The sequence below is a fragment of the Anoxybacillus tengchongensis genome, assembly GCF_014201585.1.
GTDB lineage: Bacteria > Bacillota > Bacilli > Bacillales > Anoxybacillaceae > Anoxybacillus > Anoxybacillus tengchongensis.
Genome location: NZ_JACHES010000002.1, coordinates 226459 through 252624 on the forward strand (window position 1 = coordinate 226459; position 26166 = coordinate 252624).

The following is a 26166-nucleotide window of genomic DNA, read 5'->3' on the forward strand; positions in this document are numbered from 1 at the left end:
CTGGCATCAGTCCTGCACAACTTTTACGTTATTTTCGTTTAATGTAAGGCCGAGCTCTTTCGCTTTCGCTAAAATACGTTCATATGTGCTTAACTCTTGTACTTGCACGTATAAATCACGGTTTCGTTTTTCTTGCTCTTCAATGCTCGTTTGCAACTGTTGCACTTCTTTATTGACATGATAAATTGTAAATTGATTCGAGATGATCGTGACGCTACTATATAGTGCAAAGGCAAGAAACGAAACAAATACGATTTTTTCTCCTAAGGTCCAACGTATGTTCCGTTTTGTTTTTTTTCTCGGTACACGTTGAACGTGTTGCTCTTGTTGTACTTTTTGTACTTTTTGCTGCATGCGAACAGCAGCCATACATCATTCCCCCTTTTTTACAGTTTTTCAGCAATGCGCAATTTCGCAGATCGTGCACGGTGATTATGTTGCAATTCTTCTTCAGACGGAACGATCGGTTTTTTTGTAATGATTTTTAATTTCGGCTTATACTCATCTGGAATGATCGGCAATCCAGGCGGCAAGTGCGGTGTTTCACTTGCTTGTTTAAACGCTAGCTTACAAATGCGATCTTCAAGCGAATGGAACGTAATGACGCTAATTCTTCCCCCGGGCTTTAATAGATCGATCGCTTGTTCAATCGCTTCTTCAAACGCGCGCAATTCATCGTTGACCGCGATGCGAATGGCTTGGAACACGCGTTTTGCTGGATGACCTCCTGTGCGACGCGCTGGTGCGGGAATCGCTTCTTTAATGATTTCTGAAAGCTCCGTCGTCGTTTCGATTGGCTTTTGCTTGCGCGCTTGCTCAATTTTACGAGCGATCGCCTTTGAAAATTTTTCTTCGCCATATTGGAAAAAAATTTTCACAAGTTGCTCATACGGCCATGTGTTGACAACGTCGTATGCTGTTAATGTTTGATCCCGGTCCATGCGCATATCGAGCGGCGCCTCATGTTGATAACTAAAACCACGCTCGGGCATATCGAGCTGCGGAGATGATACGCCAAGATCAAATAAAATGCCGTCGACTTCATGCACATCGTAAAGCGCTAGCTGTTGTTTTAAATAGCGGAAGTTGCTTTTAATGATTGTAAACTGTCCGCTATATCGTTCGAGTTTTTGCTGTGCATGACGAATCGCCACATCATCTTGATCAAAAGCAAACAATCGTCCTTCTGGTGATAATTGCGATAATAAATATTCGCTATGTCCAGCTCCACCGAGCGTGCAATCTACATATGTACCATCTTTTTTAACATTTAATCCGTCAACAGTTTCTTTTAATAATACAGTTACGTGATGAAACAACGATGTCACCTACCTAAAAAATACGTAAAAAATGATTGCAATTGTATTGTACCATCATTTCACAAAATTCACTACTTACTTCCGAACTATTCTATTGTATACAAAAAAAATCCTGTATGCGACAGGATTTTTTTATCGACGAAAACAGTTAAATATATACAATTTTATGCATACCATTCCAACGATAATCGACATGAAGCAGCCGATCAACAAAATCTAGACCGTAACGATTCATATAGTAAAGTACGTTCCAAACGCGTTCTTGTGGCATATTGTTCGGGCGCAGCGACAGCTCAATACGCTCATATTTACGCACATGTACGTCATGTTTTTGTAACATGCGACGTGTAATCAATTGTTGAAGATAATCGATTTGTGTCTCCATTCGTTCGGCATTTTTCAACATCACTTCCTCCAGATGCGGATCCACTTGCATACCGAGTTGGCGAAGTTGTTCGTGAATAAGTGCCATTTGTTTTTTTGCTTCACGAAACGTCTCATCAAATGCCGCTGGTTGATTGTTGCGTATCCATTCCTCTAGCGCTCGCTTCGTGCCAATCGTTAACGCTTCTTCTACCGTCATATGCACATCTGCTAAATCTGCAGCAATGTGGCGTTCAACAAGCGTAACTGAAAGGCGCGGTACAATCGGCGGCATATGCCATTGGAAATGTTCAAATACTTGTTTTAACTCCGCCCAATAAGCGATTTCACCGGGACCGGCAATAAAAGCGAGCGTCGGAAATAACCATTCTTGCATGAGCGGTCGTGTAACGACGTTGTTGCTAAACGATTGCGGTTCGCTTTCAATTCGTTGTCTTAGTTCATCATGTGTGAAACGGTACACTCCATCTTTTGTGTAAAAACAATGTTGAGTATCGTCGTAATACAACAAGCGACGTTGACCGTCATCGTAAAACAAATGCGCGCACATCGGCGTCACATCAATCGCTTTTTTGTAGCCTAGTCGTTCGAGATGTTGCTGTTGGTTTTGAAGGGCGTGTGTAATGGCCTCATGTTCATGAGCGAGCGTCATGAACCATTCGCGCTCTATCGCTCGCAATTGTGGATGAGCCGCATCGACAACGACGATTCCTTCTTTGGCAAACAACGTGAAAATAACGTTTGCAAAAAATTCCGCCACCGTTCTCGATTTCGCAATACATTCATGTATGTATGTCCGCAACTCATTCGTCACATTTGTTTCACCATATGTTTTTAATATATCATCAACCCATTCCGTTAGCTCGTCTGCATTAAGTTCAATGTGGGCAGCCATTCGCTTTTCTTTCGCTAATGGGGAATATACATATTTTTTTACTTTGCCGTCTTCAGCAACATGCACATAATTAATTTCTGCGATGTCATGGTCCTCAGAAGCCATCCAAAACACCGGAACGACAGGAACGCCAAGCTGTTGTTCTTGCTGTTTCGCTAATGTAATAATAGAAATGATTTTATATATTGTATATAGCGGTCCAGTTAAAAGGCCGGCTTGTTGTCCCCCAATGACGACAACGCTGTCAGGATGGCGCAATTTTTCAATATTTGCAATCGTTTGATCGCTTGCTTGAAACTGCTTATGATACGCAAGCAAATGATGAACGAGCGCATCGCGTAAGTACGTCCGTTTTCGTAACTTTTGCAAACGCTCTTCAAACGAACAAGGATGAAACGCCTCGTGAACGGGAAACGTCCCTTCAATATATTCCGTTGCTAAACGGTTCGTTGCTGGCAATGACAGCTCGATGACTTCCATGGTAAACTTCCTTTCTCATTCATGATGAAAATGCGATCATGGCACGATGAATGATCCCATATATAAACAATCCAATATAAGCGGTTGTAAATAATAAAAATTGCATTCTCCAATATAGCTTAAACGTTCGTTGTAACGATACATCCCCTGTTTTTTTCCAATATAAAATCATTCCAATCATAAATGTTACAATAAAAAAAATGAGCAATTCAACGATATACGATCGTTGAAAAATGGCTTGTAATAAAACGTGAACAGCAAAAATAAAAAAAATCGTCGATCCGTTCACAGCAAAATGAAACGCACGTTTTCCTTTTCGCCGAAAAACGGTTTTGGCAAGCACAAACATGAAAAAAAACGAAAAAAACGGCATAACAATCATTACTGCAATGAAAGAGGCGAGTACATCTTTCACTTTTTCTTCTCCCCCTCTAGTTCTCTCCCTTTCACAAGCGCATATAACAACGTGCTAATTGGGGCTGGAACGTGTCGCTCATTCGCCCGCTCGATGACATAGCCTAAAATCGCATCTAGTTCGGTTCTCCGCCCTGCCTCGATATCACGCAACATCGATGAGCGATTAGCGGCTGTTTGTTCACAAACCGTTTGAATGTGCCGCCATATGCGCTCCTGTTGCTCAAGCTGAAAAATAGACGCCACTTCATGAAACAATTGTTCCATCGCTTGTCGATACGGCACATGTGTCACTAACATGCCGTTTGGAACACCCAATAAAGCGGTAAGTGGATTAATACATACATTGACCATTAACTTTTCAATTAACATCGTTTCCCAATCGTCAACGTATTCAAATAGAAAGCGCGCATCTACTTCTGATAAAAATGAAAACGTTTCTTTCTCTCCTCGCCATATGCTCCATTTCGTTCGTCCGATGCCGGTATGCGAAACGGTCGTATCATCGATTTTTAAGGCGCCATGTTCAACGACAGCAAGCGCAATATGCTTTTGTGGCAAATGCGGTAAATACGGTACATGCCCCATGCCGTTTTGTAAAAACATGATCGCGTTTGCTTGAAGCATATGTATGCGCGTGTTTAATATGTTTGTTACATCGTATTGTTTGACCGCAAGAAACAACACATCTTCTTCAATGGCTCGAACGAACGGTTCAGCATGGACACGATGCGTCGTCCGCTCATTGCCATATATGACCGTCAGCCCATGCGTACGCAATTGTTCTGCCTGCTCATATCGGCGTGTATAAATTGTCACATCATATTTTTTACTAAAGTAAGCCGCCGCCAACAATCCGACCGCTCCGCCCCCTATAATTCCGATGCGCACCCAACAATCCTCCTCTTTTTTTCCTATGTTTTATTGTATAAAAAAAAGTAGCTGGCGTCTATCAGCTACTATACAGACAATTGGCGTGCGCGCTCTAAAATGTGCATGACCGCCTGGTATTCTTGTTGTACCGCTTGTAGTTGCTTTTCAAGCTCTTCTTTTTCTTTTTGGAGCATTCGTACTTGTTGACGCAATTGTTCGATTTCTTGTTGTCCTTCCCCACGTTGTTGCAACGTTTGTAAGAAGGAAATAACATCTTGTAACGTCATGTCACGTTCGGGCCATTGTTGCTCTTTTTTCTTTTTTCTTTGTTGTTTAGCCATCTCTAGCGCTTCTTCATATTTTTTGCGAACGTATGCGTTCCAACGAAAACCACAAGCTGCTGCCGTTCGCGATAGTTTTTTTCCTACTTCTTCAAACGCTCGTAATTGTGTGCTACCTTCCTTCACAAAAGCTAACACCGTTTCAGCAAGCAATACATCTTCTTCCTCTGTCCATGCATCTTGGCGCATCATTTCTATCCCTCCTCGCTGCATTTACTATATGAGTATGCAGCTAATAGAGAAGATAGACGATTATTTGTTTCGTTTGGCTAAAAATGATTGTACTGCTTCATTGTGCTCGTCGCTTTCCCATAAGTATGCACATCGTTCAATTTCAAGGAAAAAACGTTGGCGAAATGTTTCTGTTTTCCAACGTGCAACCGCCGCTTCTTTGTAAGCGCGCAAGACGGCCGTTGATTTATTCGTATAATCCGTTAACTCTTTTTCACATCGTTCGCGCAACGAGTTAGGAAAAATACGATGAACGAAGCCGATATGCGCCGCTTCTTCCGCCGTCATCGTTTGCGCGCGCAACAGTACATCGAGCGCTTTATCGTACGGCATTTTTTCAAACAACATCGCAGCGCCGCCCCAACCGGTTGTGATCGCTAAATTCGCTTGCACAAATCCAAGGCGCGCCCCGGCACGTGCAAAACGAAAATCGCATGCTGTCGCTAATTCACAACCTCCGCCAATAGCCGTTCCATTGATTAAAGCAACCGTTGGTTTTGGCAACGTCAACAGTCGATATAAAATGTTACCCATTTTCGCTAACATCGCATGCGCTTCTTCTTTTGTTTTGAGTTGATGAAACACTTGTAAGTCGCCGCCCGCACAAAACGCCTCTTCTCCTTCACCTGTAATGACGAGCACTTTCGCATCATCGTCGTGTTCAACGAGCGTAAGCGCTTGCTCGAGTTCGTCCATGACTGCATAATCAATCGCATTTCGTCTTGCCGGACGACAAATCGTGAACCAGACGATATGATGTTGTTTTTCAATCATTTTCCCCTCTCCCCTTTACTGTATGTACGCCCTTTTTATTCGCTCCCGCGCGCTTTTTTCCCTTCAAAATAAGAAAAGCGCAAGGGCAATTCCCCGCGCTTTTCTTATTTGTTTACAACGTCTTTTCCTTTGTATGTTCCACAAACTTTACATACGCGATGAGCAAGTTTCATTTCACCGCAGTTTGGGCATTCTACCATACCAGGTACGCGCAATTTGAAGTGCGTACGACGTAGTCTCTTTTTCATTTTCGATGTTCTTCTAAAAGGTACTGCCATCATTTCCACCTCCTTAAAGAGATTTAGGCGAATATGGAGGCCGGTGTAGTTCCGGATCTTCCCTTAAGATTCATTTTTGTTTTCAAAAAACTTTGCTAGCTTCGCAAGACGCGGATCAATTTTGTTTTCATATTCTTCTTCCGAAATGACCGTCCATCCTTTTCCGGATTGCGGAACGGCATCGGGATGATCCGGTTGCTCGCTAAACACTTGCATCGGCACTTCAAGGAGAATGAGTTCTTTGACGATCGGCATTAAGTCGATCGCATCCCCTTGAACAACATGCGACTCTTCATCTGTTGCATCATAATCGTTCAAAAAAAACGTTTCTGTGCTTTCGATTGCGAATGGATACGACACGTCTACAAGCGTACGAGAACAAGGGAGTTGCATCGTCCCTTCGATCGTTAAGTGAAACGTAAACTTTTTCGCACTCACATCTGCCCGTCCGTGAATACGAACAGGTGAAATGTCGCGAATGGAAGCGTCCACTTCTTTTAGCTCGGACACATCGGCCATTTCGTCAATCGTCAACCCTTTATGTTGCAACTGATGAAGTTGATGAATAGACCATCTCAATGATAATCACCTCAAGACAACAAAGAAAATTATACGTTTGAACAACGGTTTTGTCAATATTTTTTCTTTACACTACTTCCATTATAATCGACTTATACTCACTGTATCACGTTTTACATAAAAAAGAAAGGTGGACAACAAATGAAAGCGGTCGGCATCGTTGTCGAATACAATCCGTTTCATAACGGGCATTTATATCATGTGCAACAAACGAGAAAAAAAACGAGCGCAGATTGCGTCATTGCCGTCATAAGTAGTTCATTTACGCAACGAGGGGAACCTGCGATCGTGCCAAAATGGGAGCGCGCCCGCATGGCGCTTGCAGGCGGCGTCGATCTCGTCGTTGAACTCCCTTATTCATTTGCCGTTCAAACGGCGGAACGATTCGCCCACGGCGCTGTTTCAATTCTCGATGCGCTTTTTTGCGAGCAATTATGTTTCGGAAGCGAGCACGGAAGCATCGAACCGTTTATAAAAACAGCTCAGCTGCTCATTTATAAAAAAGAACAACATAACGAAAAAGTAAAACAATATGTACGCCAAGGCATCAACTATGCAAAAGCGTATGCGCTTGCCCTTCATGACATTGGACACGACACGCTTGACGTTTCACAACCGAACAACATTTTAGGGTTGCATTACGTCAAAGCGATTATCGAACAACGAAGCAATATAAAACCAGAGACGATTCAGCGGATCGTTGCTCACTATCACGATGAAACGCTTCCAGCAAACGATGATATTGCGAGCGCAACAAGCATTCGCCGTTTTTTACAGTCCGATCACGACGATGTCGCACGCTACGTCCCGCATACAACATATGACACGCTCCAAACGTATCGCCATACGTATATGACGTGGCACGATTGGGAGAAATATTTTCCGCTTTTAAAATACCGATTATTGACGATGAATGTAGACGACATTCAGCAAATTGCTGAAGTGGAAGAAGGAATTGAATATCGACTAAAAAAAGCGATCATTCACGCTACATCGTTTCACGATTTTCTTTCGGTTGTCAAAACGAAACGATATACGTGGACACGGTTGCAACGCATATGCACACATATATTAACAAACGTCACAAAAAAAGAAATGGAAAAAGCACATGAAAACAAAGGTGCAACATACGTTCGTCCGCTAGCGATGAACGAAACAGGGAGAGCGTATTTACAAGCGGTTAAAAAACAAATGGCGTTGCCACTTGTGACAAGCGTCAAACAAATGCGACACGATGCTATATATCACATCGAAAAAAAAGCGACGCAAGCTTATGTGTCTATTCTGCCTGAGCCACTTTGGACGGAAGCGTTGCAACGTGAATACAAAACCCCTCCGTTACGATAATTTTTGTAAAAATCGAATCGCATCATCGAACGTGTCGACAGGTACAATTTTCATCTTTGTGCCGATATCTTTTGCTGTTTTGACCGCTTCTTTGTAATTGGAATGTTTCGCTCCGCGTTCGTTCGGAGCGAAAAAAATGTCCGCTCCTGCTTTATGGGCTGCGATCACCTTTTGTGAAATGCCGCCAATTGGTCCGACTTCGCCGTCGATGTTGATCGTTCCTGTACCGGCAATGCGATAGCCTTTCGTTAAATCTTGCGGAACGAGTTGATTGTACACTTCAAGCGTAAACATAAGTCCAGCAGAAGGTCCGCCAATTTGATCAGATTCAATGCGGACAGGCGGATCGGTAACGATATCGCGATCGGTCATGACGGAAAGCCCGAGACCGACGCGATGTTTTTCTTTCGGAAACGGCGCAAGTGTCAACGTCGCTGTTTTTTCTTTCCCTGACCGTTTATATGTGACGCGAATACGCTCTCCTTCTTTCTTTTCGCTAACGTATTGAATAAACTCGTCCGCTTCATTGATACGTTGTCCGTCCACTGCTACAATTTGATCACCACTTTTTAATACGTTCGCTGCCGGCATGCCGTCAACAACATACAACACATATACCCCTTTATTTCGATACGAAAACGGTTTGTTTGCTTTTTTGTAGGCAACGGCAATGGCGGTCTCTTTTGAACTTTCCATCATTTTTAATTGACGGTGTGTATATTCTTCGTCGCTTTCCCCTTCTTGTCTTACTTCATCCATTCGATATAACTCGTTATATTTACTTATATGTGCAAACGCAAACGAAAAAAGATTGGCTTGCCCCATGCGAACGGTCGTTAACATAAATTGTCCTTTTTCCTTATAACCGCCTCGTACTTCCACGAGCGGACGCAGCGGCTCCGCCGTTCCGGGCATCGTCACGTAATACGGTAAGTGAAAAAAAGTCGCAAAAGCGAGTAATAGTGCAATAATGATCGTTACTCGAATATACCGTCTTTTAGTCATTGTTTAAACCCCTTCTCTGCAAGCAATTGACGAATGATAGGAAGCTGTTGACGCGCTGCTTCCTCCCCCATTTGAATCATCTCTTTCGCATGGGTAAACGCATATGAACTGTAACGCTCAAGCGATGGCCGAATGACGACATCAGCGTGGGCGATGCGGTGGGAAGCGAGTTCCGCTTGAATAATGTCTAAACTTTGTAAAATGACATCGAAAATGGACGTGATCGTATCGTTTTTTTTCACGGAAGCGACATCGACAGCGATGACGACGTCAGCTCCCATCTCGCGTACAACGGTCGCTGGTACGCGATCGATCACCCCACCATCAACAAGAAGGCGGTCATTCAAACGTTCTGGCACAAAAATGCCGGGAATGGAAATGCTCGCGCGTACCGCATCCGCTATACTTCCTTGGCGGAACACGACTTTCTCTCCTTTTTGTAAATCGGTCGCCACAATCGCCAGTGGAATGCGGGCATCTTCAATACGCTTTTGTTTCGTCATGACCGAGATGAAATGTTTAATTTGACGACCGGAAATGAGACCTATTTTTGGTACCGTCCAATCGATATAATCGTTGCGCCGAAACGCTGTCGCAAGGCGATATAATCGTTCCGTTGACATGCCTGATGCGTACAACGCTCCAACGAGTGCTCCCATGCTACTTCCGGCAATCATATGAATCGGAATGTTTTCTTCTTCTAGCACTTTGATAACCCCGGCATGCGCAAAACCGCGTGCACCGCCAGAGCCTAACGCCAACCCGATTTTCATTCCCGCTCCCCCTTCCTGTTCAATACTATGGTCTAAAATGTCCACATATACTCGTATATTAAAACGAGTACGATCGGCGAATGAGGAGGCCAACGAACGATGAAAGAAAAATGGAAAACATTGCTGTTATCATCGATCATTATTTGTTTATGTATCGCATTGCTTCGCTATCCGCAACATTCATTTGAAGCAGCGGTACGAGGATTACATATGTGGTGGGATGTCGTTTTTCCTTCCCTTCTTCCTTTTTTTATTGTATCAGAAATTTTAATCGGTTTTGGTGTCGTTCATTTTCTCGGCGTATTGCTTGAGCCGTTCATGCGTCCGCTTTTTAAAGTCCCAGGCATCGGTGGGTTCGTTTGGGCGATGGGTATGGCTTCGGGATACCCTGCCGGTGCAAAACTGACCGCTCGCTTAAGACAGCAACAACAACTTTCCGCCATTGAAGCAGAACGGCTCGTTTCGTTTACCAATTCGTCTAATCCGCTTTTTATTTTCGGTGCCATTTCCGTCGGATTTTTTCATAATCCAAACATCGGTATCATTCTTGCTTTATCTCATTATCTCGGCAACATTTGCGTCGGTTTCATGATGCGCTTTCACGGAAAAGATGAAAACGACACGATTCCAAAACAAAAAAAGAGCCTTTTGCTTCAAGCGTTTCGCGCGATGCATGAAGCGCGCTTAAAACATAGCCAAGCGATCGGAAAGCTGCTTGGAGATGCGGTTCGCTCCTCCATTCAAACCCTTTTCATGATCGGTGGATTTATTATTTTATTTTCCGTTTTAAATAAATTGCTTTACATTACAAACATAACGAAATGGTTAGCCGACATGATACAATACGCCTTAGCGCTTTTTCATTTACCGAGCGAATTAAGCGTTCCGTTCATCGCAGGATTATTTGAAATTACACTCGGCAGCCAAATGACGAGTGAAGTAACAAACGCAACGTTATTACAAAAAGTCATGATCACAAGCTTTATTCTCGCTTTTGGCGGCTTTTCGGTACAAGCACAAGTCGCAAGCATTTTAGCGGAAGCCCATATCCGCTTTCAGCCGTTTTTTATCGCTCGTATTTTCCATGGATTTTTCGCTTCTTTTTTCGCATTCTTACTTTGGAAGCCGCTTTATGTTCAGCCGCTCGAGTCGGCAGAAACGTTGCCCGTTTGGCTTCCAGAAGGGGCGATCCGTTGGCCGATGTTATACATACATTGGATTGAACAATATGGCTTTTTTGTGACCGCTACCGTATGCCTTTTATATGTCGTTATCGCTTTCCGACGTGAAAAACCACCTGTTTAAAGGTGGTTTTCTTCATGAGCAAATTTTTTTCGAAGCGCTTCTTCCACAACTTTTGGCACAAGTTCAGAAATGTTGCCGTTATATTTCGCGACTTCTTTGACGATGCTTGAGCTTAAAAAGGCGTATTGATTGTTCGTCATCATAAAAAACGTTTCAATTTGCTCGTTTAATACGCGGTTCATTGATGTAATTTGCATCTCATATTCAAAGTCAGAAACAGCGCGCAAGCCGCGCAAAATGGCGCTTGCGTGTTTGCTGCGAGCGTAATCGACAAGTAAGCCTTGATAAGAGTCAACGATGACGTTATGTAAATCTTTTGTTACTTCTTCAAGTAGCTGTACTCGCTCTTCTGTTGAAAATAGCGGTTTTTTCGATGAATTGTTTAATACGACAACATATACTTTGTCAAACACTTTCGCCCCGCGGCGAATAATGTCTAAATGCCCGTATGTGACAGGATCAAAACTTCCCGGGCATACCGCAATGCTTGCCATCTTTATTCTCCTTCCTCGTCTACGTAAGCGTAAATCGATACAGCCGTAATGCCATACGTTTCATATTTCACTTTTGTTAAACGTCCGATATGAATGGGAAGCTTGACTTCCGCATCGTGCTCCGCGACAAGAAAGCCATCCCGTTCTAAAAGCTGATGCGCATCGATCATCGCAATAAGCGCTTCCAACTTCTTATTTTTGTAAGGCGGGTCAAGAAAAATTAAACGAAATGTCAGCCCTCTTTTCATGATCGCTTTCAGGGCGCGCTCGGCATCGTTGCGATAAATTTCAGCTTGATCGGTCAAGCGGCAGGCAGCCACGTTCTTTTTCATCGTTTGAACGGCCTTCGCATCATGATCGACGAAAATGACGCGCTCTAATCCGCGACTTAACGCTTCGATGCCAAGCCCACCGCTTCCACCAAATAAATCAAGGCCAATCCCACCAGAAAAATACGGACCAATCATATTAAACATCGCTTCTTTCACTTTATCTGTCGTTGGGCGTGTCGTCATTCCTGGAACGGCTTGAAGCGGTTTTCCTTTGCACTTCCCTGATATGACTCTCATCATATTTCACCTCGCTTTTATGATCATATCATAACCGAATGGTTGGAAGGAAAAAAATGATGAACATGTATACAATTCAAAACAATGGTCATACTGATAGTAACAACATCGTTGATGATGTTGTTGCCAACCACGGAGAAGACTTACGTTCCCCATAAGTTCTTCCTCCGGTTTCTCCTCTCCCTTTTTTCCTTCTCTTTTTCGGCTTGGCTGAAAAAGAATGGAAGGAACCCTGCGGCATATGCCACAGGGCATTTTTTTTATCTTACTGACCGACTACATGTATTTCCTCGTTCGTTTCGCTAATGTAAACTGAAAACCATTTCGGAAATTCTGTCCGTTCAATATACAACATTCCATCCCATTCTTGAATGACCGCATTCGTGCTGTTTGTAAAAAAGCGCCAACGAGCACTACCTTTTTCAATAAATACCGCCTCGCCTGAACGTTGAACAGTATAGCCAAGCGTGCGCATAATCGGAACGAACGGAAATAGTTGTTGACCGTCCTTTAATAAAACATGTGCATTCGGCAATTTTACGTCATTGACGACGAGCACTTTCCGTTCTGTGAATGTCATGTACGATTGTTCATCTTGAAAAAATGTCGTATTTCCTCCATACGCTGCTCCGAGCCATTCGTCTAACTTTTTCATCGTCAACGGTTGACCAGCGTTTGCGTTGACGAGCGTCCAAAACGTTTGTTGTTCTTCTTTCGTTAATGTTTGTTGCAATTGTTGAAAAACAAGTCTTGCTTTTTTTGTCAGCGGCTCGGTTTTCGTCATGTATGAAACGAGCAAATCCCATATCCAATCAGCAACAACGCTATTTGGAAACCGTTGCTGTAACTGCACACGAACATAAGTGCGCTGCACGTTTGCCAAAGAAGAAGTATTCGGTATAATGACAAACGTCGGCGTCATATATTGCAGACGCGACGAAGTAACAATTAACGTTTGCACACCGCTTTGTTTCCAAAACGATAACGCCGTTTGATCAAGTGGCTTTGTCGCATATACGACCAAATCATCGTTAAACGTTGGACGCAACAGCTCAGATTGAAAATAAAGCGGAACGGTTTGTCCGCCTGTTTTTTCCCACATAAAAAATGAAAAAGATGGTTTATATACATAGCCAACGAGCTTCCCGTCTGCTGCCCATACCCCTTTCGGATGAACGACATCGGTCAGCGATATGTTTGTTTGTTGTGGTTGTGTTGTATGAAAACGAACGAGCCATGCTTGAACGAAAAGCGGCTCTTTTGGTTCAATCGGCACACGATACGTCAGAGAAAGCTTCCCGGTCTTCGGTGCGTCTACGACTATTTTCCCGTTTTGTCGTTTCACGCATGTTTTTTCGTTTGAGCACGAAACGTCTTTTACTTCTTTTGGCACTGTCACTTCATATGTGTCAGCAACAGCTCCGCGTATATGATGAACGACTTCAATCGTTTTTCCCGTAAATGTCGCTTCAATGTCATGTTGCAGCACCGATTGTTTTGTCGCTTCCGTATGATATTCGTCCCATTGATAATATAAAGCTCCCGCGCTAACGCCAAGAAAAAGGAGCGTTGAAATAAAAGCTACTTTCCACATACGAAGGCCCCTCATTCAGCAGTTTATACTATAACAATAGCAAAATTTCAACGCGTTGTCATACACCGTTTTCACTAATTGTCGAAAAAAGTTGAACGTGTTAAAGTAAATGAGGAGAGAAAACATAAAGTGAGGGAATGGTGATGATTCAACGTTTTATTGAATTAGGGGAAGGGTATTCTGACATTTATGAGCTCATCGAAATTGCGAAATCAAACCGTCATCGTTTGTCTGGTTTGTTTGCTTTTCATACGATGAAAGACGGCAAAGCGGTCACGTCGTTCGTCGTTGTACTTCATCCGACGGATCCTGGCGATTTTCAACCGCTATACATTTGCCGAGAAGGCATTCCACATCCGTCTGTGAAAGTGACAAAAAGATATGAGCTGTTTATCGAATTAGCAAAAGAATTAAACCGAGAAATTATTCATTTGGATGTAAAACCGTCAAGCTTTTTTGCCGACTTACAACTATACTACCAACATTTAATTGGCATTATGCGCATGAATCGGTTTATTCCGCCATTACAATAAAAAGAGGATGTCTAACTGCGACATCCTTTTTATATTCCATATTCGTATTCCTTTTCTTTATCGACTTTTGATTCAAATTCGACCTTCACGTATGGGCGATATGAAGGTTCGACGCGTTTGACGAACGGGAGCGAAGCGATTTTTTTCATCACATCTTCTACTTCGTCCATGTTGCAATATAAAACAGCATATTTTAATCGTTTCGATACGTAATGAACGTTTCCATATTTCCTCAACTGCTTACTATGTTTTAACGAATACAGCCAAACGATAATTCCTTGACGCATCGGAAACATAAAAACCCCATCCCCCTTTTCTCACTTCGTCCGACAGCCGCACGCACCGCCAGACCCGCATCCTCCCCCGCAAGATAAAGAATCAAAATACGGATTTCCTGTCGGCACTTTAATGTTTTCAGATACGGCTCGACCGATCATCGTGCTAATTTCATCTAACAGCGACTGCATTTCTTTTTCTGCTTGTTTAAACGCGGCAATCGGACCGTATAAATCCAGTTCGCGTTTCGCCTCGCGCACGAGTTTTGTCACTTCTTTGTAGTCTGGATGATATTTACCAAAACGTTGCACATCTTCGTATCGCTCTTTTAACTGAACGAACTGACGAATGAGTTGCTGCGCTTTCTCATCTTGTTGCATATGATAAAAACAGCGACGGTATTTCTCCGCCACGTCTGATTCGACAATCATTTTGCCAAGCTCTTCAGCAAAATCTAATAACTGCAATCGTTCGACCGTTGCTACAAGCACGAGCAACACCTCCACAACGTTATCATATCACGATTTCGTCCACAAAACAAATAAGTCTGGTTGCTCCAGACTTATGAGATCGTTACCGTAAATTCGTGTGAGACGTTGTATTTACTTGCATCGTTATGGACAAGCTCCAAGCGAATCGTATGTTTTCCAACAGGCAAGCCACGAATGACAAAGGCAGCCGTTGTCGTTTCGCTCACTCTTTTGCCATTGACGTAAATATGAATACGTCCTTGCCCATCTTTTTTTGGATGCGTGCCTTTCATAAAAGTAAACTCGTCGATAATGCATTCGACAAAGACGTTATTTCCTTTCACATGATGTTTCACAAATAACGTTTGTTTCTGTTCAGCAAAAGTAACTAGGTGATGAGTAGACATAAACGTCGAAAACAACAGCGCAACACATAAAAAAAAGAAGCGCAACACTTTCACCATCCTTTCGTAGTGATAGTGTTTGCGTTTCTCGTCTAATTATGAGTGTCCTTCATTAGTTTCATCATCGCCATCATCATTTTTGCCATTTCGATCGTTTGAACGACCCGTTCCACTTTATGCGGTAGCGTCTGTTTATAATAGTGACGCATTTGTTTTTCCATTTCTTTTATATCCATCGGACGTCTTGCTAGTCGTCGATACCATGTCGGTTGTTCACGTAAAAATTGATGGAGCTTTGGCTTTGCTATAATGTATTCGTATACGTCTTTTCTCATCACATATCCCCTTAATCTTTTCGAAACGAAAATGGATCTTTCTTCGTCTGCTGCATTTGGCGGACGACCTCTTGAATAGACATAATCGCTTGTTGAACATTTGTAATGTACGTTTGAAGCTCGTTGACGTCAAGATGTTTGACGTAACTTGCTAGCTTTTGTATAAGATCTCCTTGCTCTTGTTTGCCCCCGCTTGATCGATATTCATCCCACATGTCATCGTCTTCGCCGAATACGTACCAATCGTTGTATAGCTGTTTCCACGTTTTTTTTCCTTGGCGCACCTCTTCAATTAACTTTGGATGTTTTTTCACAAACTGTTTAAATTGTTCAATGGACATATCGGTCGCTCCTTCCTTGTTTGTTTGCCTATCATATATTACGACCGAACAGCCAATGCGTGCGCCTATTTTGGCTCGGAAAAAGGGCGAATAAAGTTTTGCGTATAATAACGTTTATATACACCAACGCCTAAATGCGTCAATTCTCCATTTAACAACGTTTGCCGATGACTGCGGCTGTTGAGCCACGCTTCGACGACTGCTGGCGCATCGACATATTCCGAGGCAATATTTTCCCCTGCTAATTCAAAACGAACGTTTGCTTTTGTTAGTCGTTGCTTTAAATCGCCATTTGTCGGGGATTCGTGTGCAAAAAAGTGATTTTCGGCCATATCTTTACTATGTTCATACGCCACTTTCGCTACACGTTCGTCCCATTCGAGTGGAGAAACACCGTGACGTACGCGCATCACGTTTGTAATATCAAAAATTTGTTGGGCGTTTGCTCGCTCCACTTGTGTTTCGAGCGTTTCATCCATTTCTACACTCGGCAACGGACCACGATATTCGAGTTCATATGGACGAAGCTTCACTAACGTTTCCCCGTCAACCCAGCGAATGCTTGATAATTTGCCGGTAAAACGATCAATATACAATTGCACGTACGCATCGCCAAACGAAAGAAGCGGTTGAATGAGTAAATCTTCTTCGGTCAATTGAAAGCGATATACACCGTCATCTAGTTGCACATGGATCTCATCGTGAAGCGGCATCGTTTGTAGCAGTTCGTTAATTGAGCGGTTGAACTGAAACGGGGCAACGTTCACTTCCGGTCCACACGCATAAATTGTGACGACTCGTCCATCAAGAATACCGATTTGCATATACGTTTTCGGGTGATTATATACCCACCATACGTAGCCGTAAGCGGACGGATCGATACGGGCTGGCTGTCCAAATGTTTGTTCCACTTCTTCTTCCGTCTTTCCGATCCATGCCCCTAACCCTTCTGCGACCGTTTTCTCGCTCGTTTGTTCACTCATCATGGATGTATCGTTTAACGGAGCTTGTTCATCTGTTGGTAAAAAAGAAAAAATGAAAATAAAAATAACGATAAGTGCGACTATCCAACGCATGCACCATTCTCCCTTAGCTGTTGTATATACTTCCATTATATACAGCTTGCCTACATTACAACACTAAAAAATAAGGCTATGCGAAAACATAGCCTTTACTCGTTAATGATATTGCGAAATTTCCGTTAATGCTTCTCCTGCTTGTTCATCGCTTGCTTCATGAATTGCTAAATCACCGAGCGACATCATTCCAACTAACGTATCGCCTTCTACAACAGGCAAACGACGAATTTGATGCTTTGCCATTAAACGGGCAGCTTCAGCAACAGAAGCGTCTGGTGAAATTGTCACAAGCTGTTCGCTCATCACTTCTGTGACAGCTGTCGAACCTGGCTTTTTCTCGGCAATGCCGCGTATGACTAAGTCTCGGTCTGTCACAATGCCAACGAGGCGATTTCCGTCTACAATCGGAATAGATCCGACGTTATAATCACGCATTTTTACCGCTGCTTCGTATATATTATCAAGCGGTGTACAACATTCAACGTCTGTCGTCATCATTTCTTTTACTGTTGCCATACTGATCTCTCCTTTCGCACATTAGTTTCACCAAAATCGGAACAATTATGAAGCTCGTCATTGAAAGTTATGCGCTTTCGTACTATTATTAATGGAGGAATGTTTTATTTTACATAAGGGGGACATGAACGATGCGCTTTGAAAATACAGGTATTGAAAATCAAACAGCGCCATTAACACGTTTAGACGAATTAATGGAAAGCCTCGGCTTTGTGCGTGCAGGTCAATGGGATTACGACCGTGTCACATATGACCGCAAATTTGAAATTAAAAATGATGTTTTTTATTTGCGTGTGCAAGGCTATGCCGTTGAAGGAGACGTTGGTGGTCGCCATGCGATCATTAAACTGATGAAACCGTTGCTTGGTAAACATTATTATCCACATGGTGTCGAATACGGTGAGGGCGAAAACTTCCCTTCGTCATTAGTGAACCAATGTGAAGCTCTTTTAGCAAAAGTGAAAGAAGGTCTTGCAAACATAAACGCATGAGCGCGCTCATGCGTTTTTTCCGTCAACGAGGCGACGGACATATAGATGAACGGCAAACACCTCTCTTTCTGTCATCTCGTATATATCGTCAATGACTTGTTTTTGAATGCGTTCACATAAAGCGAGCATGTTGTCATGCCTCATAAAAGAAACGGTCATATGAATCGTCAATCGTTTTTGTTGCTCGTGTAGTCTCACTTCTTCTAATATAACATCATCAAACGGTTGTACACTCATCGCAACAATCGTTATAATGGGTTTATGCATATACATCCTCCATACGATTTATGAAATGAAAGCAGGTGTCGTTTCGTTGTTTGAGAAAATTTCAAAGCGGTCCGTATACATCATTCTTATTTTACTTGCAATCGTCTTATTGACGTATTGGGTCGCTCCGATTGCTGTTCCCATTTTATTTGCGTTTATTACTGCTATTTTTTTAGAGCCCGCCGTCAAAGTGGCACAACAACGGATCGGGTTTAAACGGCAGTCCGCCACACTTCTTGTGTTTAGTTTATTTACGTTATTTATGTTTTTAAGCGGCTACTTTATTATTACAAAAATTGTGACAGAAGCATTTCATTTTTTTAAAAACTCACCTTTATACATTAATGAAATGATTGCGGGTTGGAATGAACTTGTCGCTCGTTGGTACAAGCAGACTGAAAAATTACCACCGTTTGTTGTAGCAGAATTAAGCCATCAAGTCGATTTGTTTTTAACAAAATTAAAGACGCAATTGACGGCTTCACTCAATTTGAATAAAGTCAGCGCACTTATTGCCAACGTTCCAAAATTTTTAATTAATTTTCTCGTCTATTTAATTACTTTATTTTTATTTATGCACGACTTACCGAAAATACGCGAAGCGATTTTTTCACATTTAACAGAAGAAACGAAAGAAAAAGTACATTTTATGATGTCGCGTCTATCATATGTCGTATTCGGTTTTTGGAAAGCGCAATTTCTCGTTAGCTTAATTATTTTTGCAGTATCGCTCGTTGGATTGCTGCTTATTACACCGAAAGTGGCATTATTTACTGCGTTTATCATTTGGGTGATCGACTTTATCCCAATCATCGGTTCAATTGTCATTATGGCACCTTGGGCCATTTTCCACTTCATCACAGGGGACACCGTATTAGCCACAAAACTATCGATTCTCGGCGTCATTTTACTTATTTTACGCCGAACAATTGAGCCAAAAGTCATGGGCGCACATATCGGCTTATCGCCGCTTGCGACACTTATTTCCATGTATTTAGGTGTGAAAATTATGGGCGCACTCGGGCTCATTTTATTCCCGCTTTTACTGATTGCTATAAAATCAGCGAAAGAAGCAGGTATTATTAAATTCAACTTTAAATTGTAAAAAAGAGGGTGAATCGTCACCCTCTTTTAAAATCCTAAAATCGCTTTAATGACCGATGTCGTTTCACCACCGCGATAAAACACGTATAACAACAAATAAACAGCAACGCCTGTTGTTGCGGTGAAAAACCATACAACACTTGTAATTGGACCAATTTTTTTATGGCGTACCCAATTTTTTTTCACCGCGGAAAGCAACGTCACAATGCCAAAAACGGCACCCGCAGTCGCCAAAAAAATGTGGAAAAACAAAAAGATTGTATAATATATTTTTATATCGTCCGGACCGCCGAAACTTGTATTGCCGATAAAAATCGTACGTGATAAATAAATGATGAAAAAGGCAAGCGCAAAAGCGGCAGCAAGCCACATCGTTTTTTCATGTTTCTTTACTTGCTTTTGGCGAATAAAATACCAGCCAACTGCTACAAGAATTGCGCTAATGACAATAAAGCTTGTACTAATCGTAGGTAAAATCGGTACCATAACTTCTCCCCTCTTTATTTTGTTGTTTGAACGGCGATTGTTTCCTCATCTCGTTCTTTCCGATACCATGCAATAAAAATGTAAAACAACATGACTCCATATACAATTTCTTGGATGATTTTCATTAATACACCACCGAGCTGTTGGTCGTGTAATAACGACATCGAACTAAACATTTCTGGTCCACTCAATTCAAGTGATGACAATGTGCTTTGTGGCACACAAAGCGCTAACGCATTCATCCATGCGGCAGGATCGTAATATGTGGCATATAGCGGCGTATCGGCAAAAATAATGAGCGCACATGCTGGTGTAAGCAATACGCCATCAGCAAAAATGTAGCCGATTTTTTTCAAGCCAGATAATGTGGAAAACCCTTTTACTTCGTTGACAAGCGGCCACCACATGATCATCGCTGAAATAAAAATGGCAATGGTCATGAATGCATGTAGCCACATATTTGTTTTTACAACATCGAAAATAAGAGGAACATGGTATAAAGAGAAAATACCATTAAACAAAAATAACGCAATGATCGGCTTAGTTAAAAACGTAAACGTTGAACGAATGAATGAAATACGAAAGAGCGCTTCAAACATCCACGATGGAATGCCTTTAATGAGAAGCGGCGGTACCATTAAATAAAGGACAGCCATTTGCGTCATATGCGCACTAAACATTAAATGACCTAACAAATCAACCGGAGAACCTTTACAAATGTAAAGCAAAACAATCGCCGTAACAAACAACGTTTTTTGTTTTGTCGTCGTCGGCTTGTTTGAACGGTTTACGAGCCAAAAATAGGCGATCGTCACAGCGACTAAAAAAATGAAAAAGTACGGACTCCACATCGCTTCAAAACCAAATATACTTAACGGCATCATATTCACCTCGCTTTTTTTCCGATTTTATTATACTACAAACGTAACAAACGTGAAAAGAAAAGAAGCTAGCACGTGCTAGCTTCTTAAATCCAAACGATCGTTAAAAACGCCCAAACGGTAACGAACGCTACAACGACACCACCGTATAAGAAAAGCGCTGGAAGTTCATGCCCTTTATGGCTCATATGCATAAAGTAATACAGTTGGAAAATGACTTGCACAACCGCTAACAACAAAATGAACGGTACAGCAAACCAAGCTGAAAATCCTTCATATCCAACCGCAAAAAAGGCGATCAGCGTTAAGAAAATCATTAACGTAAATGAAATGATTTGATGTTTCATTTCTTCCGCATTTTTTTTACGGCGATATTGCACATCTACTTTTGGGTTTTGTACATGTGTATGATTTGCCATACAATCACCCCACCATTCCCATTAAGTATACGACCGTGAAAATGAACACCCAAACGACGTCGATAAAGTGCCAATATAAGCTTGCGACGTAAAACTTCGGTGCATTATATAAGTTTAACCCACGTTTTGCGTTACGAACCATTAATGTAATAATCCAAAGTAAACCGAACGCGACGTGACCACCGTGCGTACCAACTAACGTATAAAACGCTGAAGAAAACGCACTTGTTGAAAATTTAAATCCTTCATGTACGTACTCTGTAAACTCGTAAATTTCGAGCGCTAAGAAGCCTGCGCCAAGCAATACGGTAATGCCGAGCCAAAGTTGCATTTTTTTGAAGTCAAAATTGCGCATATGATGCATCGCATATACGCTCGTTAAGCTGCTTGTTAGTAGTAACATCGTCGCTAAAAAGACGATTGGCATTTGGAACAATTCTTTTGCGGATGGACCGCCTGCTACAGAATCTTTCAGCGCTAAATATGTGGCGAAGAGAGAGGCGAATAATACCGTCTCTCCGCCGAGGAAAAACCAGAAACCTAAAAACTTATTTTTCCCTTCAAGGGTCGCTTTTTCAGGCTCTGCCGGAAACGTCTCTGCCGTTAATTTTTCTTCCACATGCATTATGCCCCAGCCCCCTTCTTCTCTGCTTCCATCACTTCTTCTTTATGAATGTGGAAGCCGTGGTCATCGATAATTGAACGGAAGAACATTGCACCGAGCGTAATAAGTAATCCGACGATGCCAACCGGTGTTCCCCACGCATGATCTTGATGGAACAAGAAACCGAATGCCGCTACAAATAAGCCGAGCGAAATGACAAACGGTAAAATCGATGGATTCGGCATATGAATGTCACCAAGCGGTTCAGCTGGTGTTAATCCTTTTTTGCCTTCCATTTTTTCAATCCAGTATGCGTCTAATCCACGCACAAGTGGCGTTTGCGCAAAGTTATATTCTGGCGCTGGTGAAGATACCGCCCATTCTAACGTGCGTCCATCTTCCCATGGATCGTTGCCAACGCGTTTTCCTTTTACGGTTGTAATAACAACGTTTGCTAATAGTACAATTGTACCTGCTGCCATGAAAAATGCACCAACAGTACTAATCATGTTTCCTGTTTCAAATCCTTGACCAGGCAAGAATGTGAATACGCGACGTGGCATACCCATTAGGCCAAGGAAATGTTGAATAAAGAACGTTAAATGGAATCCGATAAAGAACAGCCAGAATGTCACTTTTCCTAACTTTTCATCTAACATTTTACCGAACATTTTTGGCCACCAATAGTGAGCCCCTGCGAGTAGTGCGAATACAACCCCACCGACGATAACGTAGTGGAAGTGAGCAACGACGAAATAGCTATCATGGTATTGATAGTCTGCCGCAGCTGTCGCATTCATAACTCCTGTCACTCCACCGATAACGAACGATGGAATGAACGCTACCGCATACATCATTGGCGTCGTAAAGCGAATGCTTCCGCCCCACATCGTAAATAACCAGTTGAAAATTTTAATTCCTGTTGGAACGGCAATCGCCATGGTTGCAACTGCGAAGATGGCGTTCGCAATTGGGCCTAAACCAACAGTAAACATATGGTGCGCCCACACCATGAAGCCTAAAAATCCGATTAACACCGTCGCAAATACCATTGAAGAGTAACCGAATAAACGTTTGCGCGAGAACGTTGCGAAAATTTCTGAGAAAATACCGAACGCTGGCAATACGAGAATGTATACTTCTGGGTGACCGAAAATCCAGAATAAGTGCTCCCAAATGATCGTATTTCCACCAAGCGCTGGGTCAAAGAAGTTTCCACCGAACAAACGGTCCATCATCATGAAAATTAAACCGACTGTTAATGGTGGGAACGCGAATAAAATAAGCGCAGATGTAACAAACGTTGCCCATGTAAACATCGGCATGCGCATATATGTCATTCCTGGTGCACGCATATTAATGATTGTAACAAGGAAGTTAATCCCACCAATTAACGTTCCGAGACCAGAAATTTGTAAGCCTAACACGTAAAAGTCAATGCCGTGGGTTGGTGATGCAAGTGATAACGACGCATACGATGTCCAACCTGCATCAGGTGCTCCCCCTAAAAACCACGATAAGTTTAAAAATACACCACCGAAGAAAAATAACCAAAATCCAAGCGAGTTTAAAAATGGGAACGCTACGTCGCGTGCACCGATTTGAATCGGTACAACGGCGTTCATCATCGCAAACACGAGCGGCATCGCCGCAAGGAAAATCATCGTCGTTCCGTGCATCGTTAACACTTCATTGTAGAAACCTGCACTAATGAAGTCATTGTTTGGCACGGCGAGCTGAATGCGAATGATCATCGCTTCTAAACCACCGAGCAGGAAGAAAATTCCGCCGGCGATTAAGTACAAAATCGCAATCTTTTTATGGTCTACTGTTGTTAAGTAGTCCCAAATGACTGCGCCGACACCTTTTTTCCGAGCTAACGTACTCACAGTTTAACCTCCCTTTATCGATAATCCCCTTACTGAACAGATAATGTCATTAAGTATTTTGTTAATGCTTCAAGCTCTTCATCAGACAATGCTGGGTAAGTACCTGTCATTTTGTTGCCTGGTTTAATTTTCTCTGGATCTTTTAACCAAGCTTTTAAGTTTTCTTCATTATGTTCTAAAATGCCAGCAATACGCGAACGATCTGCAAAGCCCGCTAAGTTAGGCGCAAGGCGTGCTTGCTCTGGACGACCATCAACCGGTGTCACCGCGTGACAGCCAATACAGCTTTTGTTAAAAATTTCTTCCCCTTGCTTCACAACAGGATCTGTTGAAGCAACAGGTTTTGCATTTTTCATTTTTTCTACCCATTGATCAAACTCAGCGCGAGGAAGCGCCTTCACTTTAAAGTCCATTAAAGCGTGTGACGGACCGCAAAGCTCCGCACATTTTCCGTAAAATAGACGTCCTGCCTCTTCGGCACGTTTGTCATCAAATGTGAGGAAAAATTGGTTTGTGTTATCTGTATTTGTATCCATTTTTCCTCCAACCGCAGGTACCCAGAACGAGTGTTTGACGTCAGATGCTTTTAAGTTGAAATATACACGCTCACCTGTTGGGACAACTAAATCTTGGCTTGTAATAATGCCGTAGTCTGGGTACTCAAACTCCCACCAGTATAGGTTTGCGCGAACATTCACGACAACGACGTCGCGTTCTTTTTTGTTCATCGGTTTTACATCCGCTAGTTTAAACGTGTATAAAACCGTTGGAACAGCTAAGATGATAAGTAAAATAATCGGAATAACTGTCCAAATAATTTCAAGCGTATGGCTTCCTTCCACTTGTTTTGGAATTTTGTTTTCTTCCCCTTTACGACGGCGGAAGCGAGTCACAACGTAAAGGAAAATGATTGTTACAACCGCAATGACGATGACCATGATGGCCGTGCTGAGCAGCATAAGCTTGTACTGCATATCAGCTACTTCTCCCGCTGGTTGAAGCGTCGACAAAAACGGCTTACCGCAACCAGCTAGCAAAAGCGCCATGGCGGATACGAGAGAAACCAAGCGCCAATTTCGTAGCCACTTCTTCATAGCCTAATCAAACCCCTCTTTCGATTATGAAATAAAGTGAAATATATACATTCTTTCTTTACAAAAAGAAAGAATTGTAAACCTTTTTTAATCAATTGTAACGATAACCATGGTGACGAATAAAATGGTCAAATAGTTTAATGAATAAATGAACATCCATTTCGCCCATTTCATATCGTCTTTCATTTTAAAGCCCGCTAATCCAAGCGCTAGCCAACCGACGTTTAACAACGTCGCAATGACTAAAAACGGAACACCTAACGAAAATAAGTAAAATGGAAGTGGTAAAAGCGCCACAATCCAAATGACGATTTGTCGTTTTGTCACCGCAAAACCGTGAACGACAGGGAGCATCGGAATGCCCGCTGCACGATATTCTTCACATCGCTTCATCGCTAGCGCCAAAAAGTGTGGCGGCTGCCATAAAAACATAAGCAAAAACAAAATAATTGGAACGACGTGGAACGTGTCATCAACTGCCGTCCAACCAATAACTGGCGGAACTGCACCAGAAATGCTTCCGATGACGGTATTAAACGTATTGCTTCGCTTAGACCACATCGTGTATAAAAAGACGTACGTCACAACACCAATCAGTCCAACGACTGCAGCAGTGACGGTTGTCATGAGCAAACTAAGCGTGCCAATAGCGACAAGAAGGATGCCGAACCAAAGCACGCGCTTCGGCTCTACACTTCCGCTTACTGTTGGACGACTTTTCGTCCGCTCCATTAAATGATCAATATCGCGATCGATAAAATTATTTAATGCGCACGAACCTGCAATGACGAGCGCAGATCCAACGAGCGCGAAAAATACAATATGCAAATTGCTTAAAAATCCTTTTCCCGTAAAATGAAAAGCTAACCAAAGTCCTGTAAATGTCGTAATTAAATTGGAGTTGACGATGCCAATTTTTACGACCGAAAGCACGTCTTTTAAAACACCTGATTGTATTTTTGTTGTTTTTACATCTTCGACTACATCCGCCATGTGCCGCCACTCCTCTCTTATGCCTTTGAAGGCGTTTCCATTATATACACGATAACGATATGTCGTCTCTGTATATTAAAGCACATTTCTTCGTCAATTTGTGAACTTTTTTTGTCTTAATTGTGTCGAATTTGTGTCAAAGCGAGATTGCTACGATGAAAACATTGAAAAATAACTGCACTTATATTTCTAGCAAACTCCATACAAATATTCAACTACATTTGTCACGTTTGCTATATTGTAAAATAATAAAACTTTGCGCTTTTCGACATTTTCCGCTAATATGAGAGTAGAATTTTTCACACGTATTTCACATTTATTATACAGTT

The 26166-nt window shown here is 42.3% G+C and carries 33 protein-coding genes and 1 pseudogene; 5 read left to right on the top strand and 29 right to left on the bottom strand.

Features of this window, described 5'->3' with window-relative positions; genetic code table 11:
* Positions 1-6: 6 nt before the first annotated feature.
* The 9 genes from ftsL to HNQ82_RS03520 form a co-directional block, all read right to left on the bottom strand.
* On the bottom strand, positions 7-369 hold the full coding sequence (gene ftsL / locus HNQ82_RS03480) for a cell division protein FtsL (RefSeq protein ID WP_183247166.1): 363 nt from the start codon (positions 367-369) through the stop codon (positions 7-9).
* A 17-nt stretch (positions 370-386) separates the two neighbouring features.
* Entirely contained in the window at positions 387-1319 is a 933-nt protein-coding gene (gene rsmH / locus HNQ82_RS03485; RefSeq protein ID WP_183247168.1) for a 16S rRNA (cytosine(1402)-N(4))-methyltransferase RsmH, read from the bottom strand.
* 148 nt (positions 1320-1467) lie between these two features.
* A complete protein-coding gene (bshC, locus tag HNQ82_RS03490) occupies positions 1468-3078 on the bottom strand; it encodes a bacillithiol biosynthesis cysteine-adding enzyme BshC (protein ID WP_183247171.1) in 1611 nt (536 codons plus the stop codon).
* Positions 3079-3097: 19 nt separating this feature from the next.
* On the bottom strand, positions 3098-3493 hold the full coding sequence (locus HNQ82_RS03495) for a DUF3397 family protein (protein WP_183247174.1): 396 nt from the start codon (positions 3491-3493) through the stop codon (positions 3098-3100).
* The gene (locus HNQ82_RS03500; protein ID WP_183247176.1) at positions 3490-4383 is read right to left on the bottom strand and encodes a 2-dehydropantoate 2-reductase; all 894 of its coding nucleotides are present in this window, start codon (positions 4381-4383) and stop codon (positions 3490-3492) included. Before HNQ82_RS03500 ends, HNQ82_RS03495 begins: the two co-directional genes overlap by 4 nt.
* Before the next feature lie 68 nt (positions 4384-4451).
* Positions 4452-4898 carry an RsfA family transcriptional regulator gene (locus HNQ82_RS03505; RefSeq protein ID WP_221261002.1) on the bottom strand — a complete coding sequence of 149 codons (447 nt, stop codon included), beginning with the start codon at positions 4896-4898 and terminating at the stop codon, positions 4452-4454.
* A 60-nt stretch (positions 4899-4958) separates the two neighbouring features.
* Entirely contained in the window at positions 4959-5711 is a 753-nt protein-coding gene (locus tag HNQ82_RS03510; protein WP_183247178.1) for an enoyl-CoA hydratase/isomerase family protein, read from the bottom strand.
* A gap of 104 nt (positions 5712-5815) precedes the next feature.
* On the bottom strand, positions 5816-5989 hold the full coding sequence (rpmF, locus tag HNQ82_RS03515; RefSeq protein WP_003395111.1) for a 50S ribosomal protein L32: 174 nt from the start codon (positions 5987-5989) through the stop codon (positions 5816-5818).
* Positions 5990-6052: 63 nt separating this feature from the next.
* The gene (locus tag HNQ82_RS03520; RefSeq protein ID WP_183241719.1) at positions 6053-6568 is read right to left on the bottom strand and encodes a YceD family protein; all 516 of its coding nucleotides are present in this window, start codon (positions 6566-6568) and stop codon (positions 6053-6055) included.
* A gap of 141 nt (positions 6569-6709) precedes the next feature.
* Here HNQ82_RS03520 and HNQ82_RS03525 point away from each other — a divergent pair, with 141 nt between their 5' ends.
* Entirely contained in the window at positions 6710-7915 is a 1206-nt protein-coding gene (locus HNQ82_RS03525) for a nucleotidyltransferase (RefSeq protein WP_183247180.1), read from the top strand.
* Here the strand turns inward: HNQ82_RS03525 and HNQ82_RS03530 are convergent.
* Together HNQ82_RS03530 and HNQ82_RS03535 are read right to left on the bottom strand one after the other, a co-directional pair.
* Complete coding sequence (locus tag HNQ82_RS03530; protein WP_183247181.1) at positions 7907-8920, bottom strand: SepM family pheromone-processing serine protease; 1014 nt, start codon at positions 8918-8920, stop codon at positions 7907-7909. The two genes, HNQ82_RS03525 and HNQ82_RS03530, sit on opposite strands and share 9 nt — an antisense overlap.
* Positions 8917-9693 carry a patatin-like phospholipase family protein gene (locus HNQ82_RS03535; protein WP_183247183.1) on the bottom strand — a complete coding sequence of 259 codons (777 nt, stop codon included), beginning with the start codon at positions 9691-9693 and terminating at the stop codon, positions 8917-8919. The genes HNQ82_RS03530 and HNQ82_RS03535 overlap by 4 nt, the downstream gene beginning before the upstream one ends.
* A gap of 99 nt (positions 9694-9792) precedes the next feature.
* Between HNQ82_RS03535 and ylbJ the strand changes: the two genes are divergently transcribed.
* Positions 9793-10998, top strand: coding sequence for a sporulation integral membrane protein YlbJ (gene ylbJ / locus HNQ82_RS03540; RefSeq protein WP_183247185.1), 1206 nt, complete (start codon positions 9793-9795; stop codon positions 10996-10998).
* Here ylbJ and coaD read toward each other — a convergent pair.
* From coaD to HNQ82_RS03555, 3 genes are all read right to left on the bottom strand, one after another.
* On the bottom strand, positions 10995-11492 hold the full coding sequence (coaD, locus tag HNQ82_RS03545; protein WP_055440193.1) for a pantetheine-phosphate adenylyltransferase: 498 nt from the start codon (positions 11490-11492) through the stop codon (positions 10995-10997). The genes ylbJ and coaD overlap by 4 nt on opposite strands.
* Before the next feature lie 2 nt (positions 11493-11494).
* Positions 11495-12061, bottom strand: a complete 567-nt coding sequence (rsmD, locus tag HNQ82_RS03550; RefSeq protein ID WP_183247187.1) for a 16S rRNA (guanine(966)-N(2))-methyltransferase RsmD — start codon at positions 12059-12061, stop codon at positions 11495-11497.
* Positions 12062-12326: 265 nt separating this feature from the next.
* Positions 12327-13655 carry a hypothetical protein gene (locus HNQ82_RS03555; RefSeq protein ID WP_183247189.1) on the bottom strand — a complete coding sequence of 443 codons (1329 nt, stop codon included), beginning with the start codon at positions 13653-13655 and terminating at the stop codon, positions 12327-12329.
* Between the two features lie 143 nt (positions 13656-13798).
* Between HNQ82_RS03555 and HNQ82_RS03560 the strand changes: the two genes are divergently transcribed.
* The gene (locus HNQ82_RS03560) at positions 13799-14188 is read left to right on the top strand and encodes a DUF7147 family protein (RefSeq protein WP_032101595.1); all 390 of its coding nucleotides are present in this window, start codon (positions 13799-13801) and stop codon (positions 14186-14188) included.
* Positions 14189-14217: 29 nt separating this feature from the next.
* Here HNQ82_RS03560 and HNQ82_RS03565 read toward each other — a convergent pair whose 3' ends face one another.
* From HNQ82_RS03565 to HNQ82_RS03595, 7 genes are all read right to left on the bottom strand, one after another.
* A complete protein-coding gene (locus HNQ82_RS03565) occupies positions 14218-14484 on the bottom strand; it encodes a YlbG family protein (RefSeq protein WP_055440389.1) in 267 nt (88 codons plus the stop codon).
* Positions 14485-14505: 21 nt separating this feature from the next.
* On the bottom strand, positions 14506-14955 hold the full coding sequence (locus HNQ82_RS03570; protein WP_183247191.1) for a YlbF family regulator: 450 nt from the start codon (positions 14953-14955) through the stop codon (positions 14506-14508).
* Positions 14956-15026: 71 nt separating this feature from the next.
* Positions 15027-15398 carry a hypothetical protein gene (locus HNQ82_RS03575; RefSeq protein ID WP_221261004.1) on the bottom strand — a complete coding sequence of 124 codons (372 nt, stop codon included), beginning with the start codon at positions 15396-15398 and terminating at the stop codon, positions 15027-15029.
* A 32-nt stretch (positions 15399-15430) separates the two neighbouring features.
* Entirely contained in the window at positions 15431-15673 is a 243-nt protein-coding gene (locus HNQ82_RS03580) for a YlbE-like family protein (RefSeq protein ID WP_183247195.1), read from the bottom strand.
* 11 nt (positions 15674-15684) lie between these two features.
* Entirely contained in the window at positions 15685-16014 is a 330-nt protein-coding gene (locus tag HNQ82_RS03585; protein WP_183247197.1) for a YlbD family protein, read from the bottom strand.
* 65 nt (positions 16015-16079) lie between these two features.
* On the bottom strand, positions 16080-17090 hold the full coding sequence (locus HNQ82_RS03590; RefSeq protein WP_183247199.1) for a CAP domain-containing protein: 1011 nt from the start codon (positions 17088-17090) through the stop codon (positions 16080-16082).
* 102 nt (positions 17091-17192) lie between these two features.
* Positions 17193-17609 carry a CBS domain-containing protein gene (locus tag HNQ82_RS03595; protein WP_183247201.1) on the bottom strand — a complete coding sequence of 139 codons (417 nt, stop codon included), beginning with the start codon at positions 17607-17609 and terminating at the stop codon, positions 17193-17195.
* Positions 17610-17740: 131 nt separating this feature from the next.
* On the opposite strand from HNQ82_RS03595, the gene HNQ82_RS03600 reads away from it, so the two are divergent.
* A complete protein-coding gene (locus HNQ82_RS03600) occupies positions 17741-18100 on the top strand; it encodes a YugN family protein (protein WP_032101560.1) in 360 nt (119 codons plus the stop codon).
* A gap of 6 nt (positions 18101-18106) precedes the next feature.
* Here the strand turns inward: HNQ82_RS03600 and HNQ82_RS03605 are convergent, their stop codons facing one another.
* Entirely contained in the window at positions 18107-18367 is a 261-nt protein-coding gene (locus HNQ82_RS03605) for a hypothetical protein (RefSeq protein ID WP_183247204.1), read from the bottom strand.
* Between HNQ82_RS03605 and ytvI the strand changes: the two genes are divergently transcribed.
* Positions 18354-19472, top strand: a complete 1119-nt coding sequence (ytvI, locus tag HNQ82_RS03610) for a sporulation integral membrane protein YtvI (protein WP_183247206.1) — start codon at positions 18354-18356, stop codon at positions 19470-19472. The two genes, HNQ82_RS03605 and ytvI, sit on opposite strands and share 14 nt — an antisense overlap.
* Positions 19473-19498: 26 nt before the next feature.
* Here the strand turns inward: ytvI and HNQ82_RS03615 are convergent, their stop codons facing one another.
* The 7 genes and pseudogenes from HNQ82_RS03615 to cyoE all read right to left on the bottom strand — a co-directional run.
* On the bottom strand, positions 19499-19957 hold the full coding sequence (locus HNQ82_RS03615; protein WP_032101562.1) for a DUF420 domain-containing protein: 459 nt from the start codon (positions 19955-19957) through the stop codon (positions 19499-19501).
* 14 nt (positions 19958-19971) lie between these two features.
* Entirely contained in the window at positions 19972-20841 is an 870-nt protein-coding gene (ctaG, locus tag HNQ82_RS03620; RefSeq protein WP_183247208.1) for a cytochrome c oxidase assembly factor CtaG, read from the bottom strand.
* Positions 20842-20924: 83 nt separating this feature from the next.
* Positions 20925-21257: a cytochrome c oxidase subunit IVB gene (gene ctaF / locus HNQ82_RS03625; protein ID WP_183241755.1), complete on the bottom strand. Its 333-nt coding sequence runs from the start codon at positions 21255-21257 to the stop codon at positions 20925-20927.
* A 4-nt stretch (positions 21258-21261) separates the two neighbouring features.
* Complete coding sequence (ctaE, locus tag HNQ82_RS03630) at positions 21262-21882, bottom strand: cytochrome c oxidase subunit III (RefSeq protein WP_055440205.1); 621 nt, start codon at positions 21880-21882, stop codon at positions 21262-21264.
* Positions 21882-23750, bottom strand: a complete 1869-nt coding sequence (gene ctaD, locus HNQ82_RS03635) for a cytochrome c oxidase subunit I (protein WP_183247210.1) — start codon at positions 23748-23750, stop codon at positions 21882-21884. The genes ctaE and ctaD overlap by 1 nt, the downstream gene beginning before the upstream one ends.
* A 29-nt stretch (positions 23751-23779) precedes the next feature.
* Entirely contained in the window at positions 23780-24844 is a 1065-nt protein-coding gene (coxB, locus tag HNQ82_RS03640; RefSeq protein ID WP_183247212.1) for a cytochrome c oxidase subunit II, read from the bottom strand.
* 87 nt (positions 24845-24931) lie between these two features.
* A pseudogene (gene cyoE / locus HNQ82_RS03645) lies at positions 24932-25783 on the bottom strand (heme o synthase); the annotation flags it as partial.
* Positions 25784-26166 lie beyond the last annotated feature (383 nt).

Coding starts and splice junctions, on each gene's coding strand:
- ftsL (WP_183247166.1), bottom strand. CDS start 369: ATGGCTGCTGTTCGCATGCAGCAAAAAGTACAAAAAGTACAACAAGAG.
- bshC (WP_183247171.1), bottom strand. CDS start 3,078: ATGGAAGTCATCGAGCTGTCATTGCCAGCAACGAACCGTTTAGCAACG.
- HNQ82_RS03505 (WP_221261002.1), bottom strand. CDS start 4,898: ATGATGCGCCAAGATGCATGGACAGAGGAAGAAGATGTATTGCTTGCT.
- HNQ82_RS03510 (WP_183247178.1), bottom strand. CDS start 5,711: ATGATTGAAAAACAACATCATATCGTCTGGTTCACGATTTGTCGTCCG.
- rpmF (WP_003395111.1), bottom strand. CDS start 5,989: ATGGCAGTACCTTTTAGAAGAACATCGAAAATGAAAAAGAGACTACGT.
- HNQ82_RS03525 (WP_183247180.1), top strand. CDS start 6,710: ATGAAAGCGGTCGGCATCGTTGTCGAATACAATCCGTTTCATAACGGG.
- HNQ82_RS03530 (WP_183247181.1), bottom strand. CDS start 8,920: ATGACTAAAAGACGGTATATTCGAGTAACGATCATTATTGCACTATTA.
- HNQ82_RS03535 (WP_183247183.1), bottom strand. CDS start 9,693: ATGAAAATCGGGTTGGCGTTAGGCTCTGGCGGTGCACGCGGTTTTGCG.
- ylbJ (WP_183247185.1), top strand. CDS start 9,793: ATGAAAGAAAAATGGAAAACATTGCTGTTATCATCGATCATTATTTGT.
- coaD (WP_055440193.1), bottom strand. CDS start 11,492: ATGGCAAGCATTGCGGTATGCCCGGGAAGTTTTGATCCTGTCACATAC.
- rsmD (WP_183247187.1), bottom strand. CDS start 12,061: ATGAGAGTCATATCAGGGAAGTGCAAAGGAAAACCGCTTCAAGCCGTT.
- HNQ82_RS03555 (WP_183247189.1), bottom strand. CDS start 13,655: ATGTGGAAAGTAGCTTTTATTTCAACGCTCCTTTTTCTTGGCGTTAGC.
- HNQ82_RS03560 (WP_032101595.1), top strand. CDS start 13,799: ATGATTCAACGTTTTATTGAATTAGGGGAAGGGTATTCTGACATTTAT.
- HNQ82_RS03565 (WP_055440389.1), bottom strand. CDS start 14,484: ATGTTTCCGATGCGTCAAGGAATTATCGTTTGGCTGTATTCGTTAAAA.
- HNQ82_RS03575 (WP_221261004.1), bottom strand. CDS start 15,398: ATGGTGAAAGTGTTGCGCTTCTTTTTTTTATGTGTTGCGCTGTTGTTT.
- HNQ82_RS03580 (WP_183247195.1), bottom strand. CDS start 15,673: ATGAGAAAAGACGTATACGAATACATTATAGCAAAGCCAAAGCTCCAT.
- HNQ82_RS03585 (WP_183247197.1), bottom strand. CDS start 16,014: ATGTCCATTGAACAATTTAAACAGTTTGTGAAAAAACATCCAAAGTTA.
- HNQ82_RS03590 (WP_183247199.1), bottom strand. CDS start 17,090: ATGCGTTGGATAGTCGCACTTATCGTTATTTTTATTTTCATTTTTTCT.
- HNQ82_RS03595 (WP_183247201.1), bottom strand. CDS start 17,609: ATGGCAACAGTAAAAGAAATGATGACGACAGACGTTGAATGTTGTACA.
- HNQ82_RS03600 (WP_032101560.1), top strand. CDS start 17,741: ATGCGCTTTGAAAATACAGGTATTGAAAATCAAACAGCGCCATTAACA.
- ytvI (WP_183247206.1), top strand. CDS start 18,354: ATGGGTTTATGCATATACATCCTCCATACGATTTATGAAATGAAAGCA.
- HNQ82_RS03605 (WP_183247204.1), bottom strand. CDS start 18,367: ATGCATAAACCCATTATAACGATTGTTGCGATGAGTGTACAACCGTTT.
- HNQ82_RS03615 (WP_032101562.1), bottom strand. CDS start 19,957: ATGGTACCGATTTTACCTACGATTAGTACAAGCTTTATTGTCATTAGC.
- ctaG (WP_183247208.1), bottom strand. CDS start 20,841: ATGATGCCGTTAAGTATATTTGGTTTTGAAGCGATGTGGAGTCCGTAC.
- ctaF (WP_183241755.1), bottom strand. CDS start 21,257: ATGGCAAATCATACACATGTACAAAACCCAAAAGTAGATGTGCAATAT.
- ctaE (WP_055440205.1), bottom strand. CDS start 21,882: ATGCATGTGGAAGAAAAATTAACGGCAGAGACGTTTCCGGCAGAGCCT.
- coxB (WP_183247212.1), bottom strand. CDS start 24,844: ATGAAGAAGTGGCTACGAAATTGGCGCTTGGTTTCTCTCGTATCCGCC.